Here is a 6,145-nt window from a genome sequence, read left to right on the forward strand (position 1 = left end):
AGACAGGGCTCATCGGGCTCCACCGCGAACAAGCCCCCTCCGACGCGTACCTCTTCCTCCCCCGCCTGGGGCGCGCTCGCCTCGGGGCTGGACGGTCAGCTCGTACGGCCGGGGGACAGCGAGTACGCGACGGCCCGCCAGCTCTACAACACGCGCTTCGACGGCCTGAAGCCCGCGGCCGTCGCGTATGTCGCCGGCGAGGACGACATCCGGGAGTGCCTGGCCTTCGCCCGCGCGCACGAGACCCCGGTCTCGATCCGCAACGGCGGCCATTCCTACGCCGGCTGGTCCAGCGGCAACGGCCGGCTCGTCATCGACATCTCCTCCCTCGACGCCCTCGATGACGCGGCGTCGGACGGCGTCATCGGCGCGGGCGCCAAGCTCATCGACATCTACGGCGCGCTCGCCCGGCGGGGCCGTACGATCCCGGGCGGTTCCTGCGCCACCGTCGGCATCTCCGGTCTCACCCTGGGCGGCGGCCACGGGGTCGTCTCCCGCGCGTACGGTCTGACCTGCGACAGCCTCACCTCGGCGACGATCGTGACGGCCGACGGCAAGCGCCTGACCGCCGACGCCGAGCAGCACAAGGATCTCTTCTGGGCCCTGCGGGGCGCGGGCAACGGCAACTTCGGTGTCGTCACCGAGCTGCGCTTCCGCACCCACCCCGCCGCCACCGGCGTGGCGGCGAACCTCAACTGGCCCTGGTCAAAGGCCCGTTCGGTCTTCGCGGCCTGGCAGGAGTGGGGCCCCGACCAGCCGGACGAGATCTGGTCCTCGCTCCATCTCGCGGTCGGCGCGGGCGGCGGCGCCGACCCGACGCTCTCGGTCTCCGCCTTCACTCTCGGCGGCGAGTCCGACCTCAAGAACGCCCTCGACCGGCTCGCCGACCGCGCGGGCTCCCCGGCGAGCTTCGTCTCGCTGCGCCCGCGCGGCTACGAGGAGTCGATGCTCGCGTACGCCGGCTGCGCCGGATTCAGCGACGACCGGTGCCGGCTGCCCGGCACCACGCCCGGCCGGGGGAAGGACGGCGCGCTGTCACGGGAGACGTACGCCGCGACCTCGGACTTCTTCGACCGGTCGCTGTCGCCGGCGGGCATCGGCACCGTGCTGTCGGCCGTGGAGGACTTCAGCCGGATCAAGGTCGCCGACGGAGCGGGGTCGGGCACGGTCGCGCTGACCGCGCTCGGCGGCGCGATCAACCGGGTGGACCCGCTCGCGACGGCCTTCGTGCACCGCGGCTCCCGGATGCTCGCGCAGTACGTGGCGTCCTGGCGCCCCGGCACGTCCGGCACCTCGCAGCAGGCATGGCTGAAAACAAGCCAAGGTGCCCTACGAAGTCACGCGTCGGGCGCGGCGTACCAGAACTACACCGACCCGGCGCTGACCGACTGGCGCGGGGCGTACTACGGCCCGGCGGCGGACCGGCTGAAGGAGCTGAAGGAGCGCTACGACCCGACGCGCATGTTCGATTTCCCGCAGGCGCTCTAGGTGTTGGTGGGTGTCACGCGGCGAGGTTGTTGTCGTCGGGCCGCGCCTCGGGGATGCCGAGCGGCCGGGTCCCCGGCGTCTCGGCGGCCTCGGCCCGGTCGGCGTCCCGCGCGGCACGCGACCGTACGAGCAGCCCCACCCGCGGCGACCGGCAGACCGCCGACACCAGGGGGGTGAGCAGCGCCATGGCGAGCGGCGCGAGGAGCAGCACGACAGCCGTACCGAGGGCGAAGCCGCCGATCACGTCGGTCGGGTAGTGCACGCCCAGATAGACCCGGCTGAAGCCCGCGACCAGCGCGAGCCCGATCGCGGCGAGCCCGAACTTGCGGTGGGCGACGAAGATGCCCGCGCCCAGGGCCATGGCCATGGTCGAGTGGTCGCTGACGAAGGAGAAGTCGGTCTTGCCGGCCACCAGGACGTCCAGCCCCGGGTGGTCGACGAAGGGCCGGTCGCGCCCGACGAACTCCCGGATCGGGATGTTGATCAGCAACGCGACACCGGCGGCGAGCGGCGCCCACAGCAGCCCGGCGACGGCGGCCACGGAATCCTCGGCCGCCCCGCGCCGCCGCACGCTCCACCAGCACCAGAGCGCGACGAGGACGAGCCCGATCATGATCCCGTACTCGCCGGCGAACTCCATGCCGCGGTCGAACCGGTCGGGGGCCGACTTGGCCAGACCGTTGATGTCGTAGAGCAGGCTGACGTCGGGGTTCGACCCATCGATCGCGAGTCCAGCCATGTGCTGCGGCCCCTTGCCTTGTCGCCCACCACGACACGCCTCCGGGCGTGTCGCTTCCACCAACCCCCGCGGTGCCTGCGGTCAGTGCTGCGCGATCAACGCCACAGCCCCAGTCCAGGGAACGGCCTGATCCCCCTACAGGTTCCAGTCTTCACCGGACGATCTCCAGGACGTTATCGAAGAGTGACACATCGTCCCAGCTCAGAGCGGTGAACGAACGGATAATTCCGGCCACGCGCGCCCCGGACGGGGCCCGACTCCACCCTTCCGGGTGTCAACCCTTCGCCACCCTTACGCCCCGTCGGACCGACGTCCCGTCAGCCGTTTTACGTACCGGACTTCCGCTCGGTGGGCAGATCGGTCGGCAGCGATTTCGCGCCGTCTTCGGTGACCCTGGTCGCCCCGAAGTAGTCAGGGGTGTCGATTTTGTCGAACCGGATCACCGCGCCGGTGTACGGAGCGTTGATCATGTACCCGCCTCCGACATACATCCCGACGTGCCGGATGGTCCGCGAGTTGGTGAGGTCGTCGGAGAAGAAGACGAGATCCCCGGGCATCAACTGGTCGCGCGAGGGATGCTCCCCGGCGTTGTACTGATCGTTGGCGACACGCGGCAACTCGATCCCGACGGACCGGTAGGCAGCCTGAGTCAGCCCGGAACAGTCGAACCGCCCCTGCTGCTCGGGGGTGCCGTTGCCGCCCCACAGGTACTTCGTACCGAGCTTCTGCTGCGCGTAGTAGATGGCGGCGGCGGCCTGCTTGGAGGGCTCTACGCGGCCGACGGGGCGGGCGAAGCTCTGTTCGAGGGTGGTGATGACCTTCACGTAATTCTGCGTCTCGGGGTACGGCGGGACGCCCCCGTACTTGATGACCGCGTACGCGCCCGCGTTGTACGCCGCGAGCATGTTCTTCGTCTGATTGCCCGGCACATCGTCGACGTACCCGGCGAGTTTGCAGTCGTACGTCGCGGCCGACGGAATCGCGTCCTGCGGGTCCCAGACGTCGCGGTCGCCGTCCTTGTCCCCGTCGACGCCGTGCGCCGCCCAGGTCCCCGGAATGAACTGCGCGATGCCCTGGGCCTGCGCCGGGCTCACGATGTCGGGGTCCCAGCCGCTCTCCTGGTAGAGCTGCGCGGCGAGCAGCGCGGGATTGATCGCGGGGCAGAGATTGCCCCACTCCTGCACCAGCCGCTGATACTTCGCGGGCACGGCCCCCTTGGCCAGCCCGACCGCCCCACCACCTCCCGCGCCACCGGCGGCGGCGGAGTACGTCCCGACGACGAGCAGCGCGATGAAGCACAGGCTCAGCCCGAGCCCGATCGCGCCGGCCATCCAGAATTTACGCACCTCTCAACCCTCCCTCATCCGGGACACGTTCACCGCCATTTTCCCGCCTGTCGTGTCGGTGCTATTCGGACAGGACGTCGGACATGAACCCGGTGCAGACGACGCTCCTGTGGTCCTTGTCCGAGGTGGCGTGGTGGTAGACGACGGTCCACTCGCCGGGGTCGTCGGAGAGCGGCGGCGCGGGCCGGCCCCCGCCGCCGGTGCGGAAGGAGAAGTCGTCGGGGTAGGTGAGGTACTTCCACTCGGTCTCGTCCCCCTCGTACAGATCGGCGGCCCTGCTGACGAAGCCGAACTGGTCGCTGTTCTCGTCCGAGGCACCGGGGCGGCCGTTCCCGTCGAGCCGGTGGGGAGGCTTCACTTCGACGGAGACGTAGTACGGGGGGAGGTTCGGCTCCTCGTACTTGAGCCGGTAGCCGATCTGCGCCTTGCCGAGCGGGACTTCACCGGTGGGGTCGTTCTCGCCGGTGGTGGTGGCGAACTGGAACTGGAGCGGCGCCTCCTCCTCGGCGGGGAGGTTGCAACTGTCCCGGAGGCCGTTCCAGGCGTGCCGGGAGGTGCCGATGTCCTGGATGTACCCGGGAGGGCCGTCGGGCTTCCCGGTGGAGGCCAGGTCGCTCGGAGCGGCGCCTTCGTTGTCTCCGCCGCCGCCGTTGTCTCCACTCCCGCTTCCGCTTCCCGGGAGCAGCCACACGGCGGTGGCGACGGAGATCCCGATGACGGCACCGACGGCGACGGCGACGAGCCAGGGCGTACCGCGCCGGGAGGGGCGTGCCGGGGCGGACGGCGGGAGCTGCGGAGGCCCCTGGGTCCGGGTCGGCAGGTCGTGTACCGCCGGTGTCGGTGCGTGGTGGGGCCGTTGGGGCGCGTCCGGCACCACGGCGGCCATGGCGACCAGCGGTTGGTACGCGGGATCGTCGACGAGGGCCGTGTCCACGGCGCACCGCCGGACGAGTTCCGCCGGACCGGGCCGAAAGGCGGGATCCTTGGCGACGCACTCGCGGATCAGCGCGGCGAGACCGGGCTCGACCCCGGCCGTGTCGATCTCCTCATGAACGGCCCGGTAGCTCACGGCAGCGGAATCCCCGCCCCCGAACGGCGCCCGTCCCGTCGCCGCGTAGGCGACGGTCGCGCCGAGAGCGAAGATATCGGCGGCAGGGCCCACCTCGTTGCGCACGAGCACCTCGGGCGAGGTGTAGCCGGGCGTGCCGGGGGCCTGGCCGTCCTGCGTGAGTGCGGTCTGCTCGACCCCACGGGCGATCCCGAAGTCGATCAACTGAGGCCCCTGGGCGGCCAGAAGAACGTTCTGCGGCTTCAGGTCACGGTGCGTGACGCCGTACGCGTGGACGCTGGCCAGTCCCTCGGCCATCGCGGCGATCAGCCGCCGACAGGTCACCGGAGGAAACGGCCCCCGCTCGCGCACGGCGCGGGCGAGCGTCGGGCCGGTGACGTACTCGGTGGCGATCCAGTACGGCGCCGCGTCCAGCCCCGCGTCGATGAGATTCGCGGTGTACGCGCTGCGCACGGCACGTACGGTCTCCGCCTCCCGCCGGAACCGGGCGAGAGCCTCAGGGTGCTCGGTGATCTCCTCCCGCACCACCTTGACGGCGACGAGCCGCCCCCCGGGCGACCGCCCGAGATACACCTGCCCCATCCCCCCGGCCCGAGCCGCGCGAGCAGCACGTAGGCACCGATCCGCGCGGGGTCCTGGGCTCTGAGGGCATCCACGGGAACGACTGTGCCACAGGGGTGGGCGGGGGGTCATGGGGAGCTGACTGCGAATCAGGTGCGGGGTGGGGGTGTGGGGGCGGACCAGAAGTCGTCGTGGAAGTCGGGACGCTGGGGGTACCCACCTTCGCGGTGCGGGGTGTTCGGCGGGGTCTTGGGATCGGCGACGTCCGACTCGGTGAAGCACGGGGTGGTGATGGAGAAGAAGAACTGACCTTCGCCGGCGACGGCCACGCTCATGCGAAAGCCCTCTGGAGTGGCCGCGTAAATGGCGGGCAGATCGTGATCCGTATCCACGCTGGTGATCTCGTAGCCTCGTGACTTCCAACCACGCTCCACGACACCGAGCAAACTGCCGCGTCGCTGCTCCGAGACGATGGTCATGATCGCTACGCGACGTCTCACCGACCCCGTACCGCTGGCGTCGTTCTTGAGGTCGGTGCAGACCTTGTCAATCGACGGCCCATGGTTCCAGCGAAGTCTCGGCTTCACCGAATCAACTGTCTGCTGAACAATCGCATCCGCTCTCTCGGCGGCCTCCTGCATGTTCATACCCGACTGTTTCCCCTCTGGACCGTTCGCACCTGAAGTAAGTCCGCATCCAGCCACCGCAATCAGGAGAAGGACACAGACTGAGCGCATAATTCTCATCGCGGGTCCTGCATGCTGATGTTCCGCCCTCTGCCTGCAACGATTTTGGCGACATTCCGAGCCGCCACCTCGTCGCGATCCGGATCGAAATAGTTGGAGTGCGCCTGCACCCCACCCATATCCATAACCGGCCGCGGCCCGTCCTCCACCCGGAATCTCCTCGCTCCGAAATCCTCGTGCGCCGGATCCGTGCCGA

Annotated in this window: 5 protein-coding genes and 1 pseudogene; 1 reads left to right on the plus strand and 5 read right to left on the minus strand. The window is 69.9% G+C overall.

Going from position 1 to position 6,145, the window contains the following annotated elements; translation table 11 throughout:
* The coding region (locus P3L51_RS34460; protein WP_354609303.1) for an FAD-binding oxidoreductase at nt 1-1,488 on the plus strand (1,488 nt) is incomplete at its 5' end.
* A 13-nt stretch (nt 1,489-1,501) separates the two neighbouring features.
* On the opposite strand, the gene P3L51_RS34465 is transcribed toward P3L51_RS34460, so the two are convergent.
* The 5 genes and pseudogenes from P3L51_RS34465 to P3L51_RS34485 all read right to left on the minus strand — a co-directional run.
* Nucleotides 1,502-2,227 carry a phosphatase PAP2 family protein gene (locus P3L51_RS34465; protein ID WP_354609304.1) on the minus strand — a complete coding sequence of 242 codons (726 nt, stop codon included), beginning with the start codon at nt 2,225-2,227 and terminating at the stop codon, nt 1,502-1,504.
* Between the two features lie 326 nt (nt 2,228-2,553).
* Nucleotides 2,554-3,558: a C40 family peptidase gene (locus P3L51_RS34470; protein WP_354609307.1), complete on the minus strand. Its 1,005-nt coding sequence runs from the start codon at nt 3,556-3,558 to the stop codon at nt 2,554-2,556.
* Nucleotides 3,559-3,634: 76 nt separating this feature from the next.
* Entirely contained in the window at nt 3,635-5,215 is a 1,581-nt protein-coding gene (locus P3L51_RS34475; RefSeq protein WP_354609305.1) for a serine/threonine-protein kinase, read from the minus strand.
* Nucleotides 5,216-5,352: 137 nt separating this feature from the next.
* Complete coding sequence (locus P3L51_RS34480) at nt 5,353-5,850, minus strand: hypothetical protein (RefSeq protein ID WP_354609306.1); 498 nt, start codon at nt 5,848-5,850, stop codon at nt 5,353-5,355.
* A 95-nt stretch (nt 5,851-5,945) separates the two neighbouring features.
* Nucleotides 5,946-6,145: pseudogene (locus P3L51_RS34485) on the minus strand (alpha/beta hydrolase); the annotation flags it as partial.

It is taken from the genome of Streptomyces panacea, from assembly GCF_040560175.1.
GTDB lineage: Bacteria > Actinomycetota > Actinomycetes > Streptomycetales > Streptomycetaceae > Streptomyces > Streptomyces panacea.

Bases quoted from the DNA above. Each gene is read 5' to 3' on its own strand.
- P3L51_RS34465 (WP_354609304.1), bottom strand. From the start codon at position 2,227: ATGGCTGGACTCGCGATCGATGGGTCGAACCCCGACGTCAGCCTGCTC.
- P3L51_RS34480 (WP_354609306.1), bottom strand. From the start codon at position 5,850: ATGAACATGCAGGAGGCCGCCGAGAGAGCGGATGCGATTGTTCAGCAG.
- P3L51_RS34470 (WP_354609307.1), bottom strand. From the start codon at position 3,558: ATGGCCGGCGCGATCGGGCTCGGGCTGAGCCTGTGCTTCATCGCGCTG.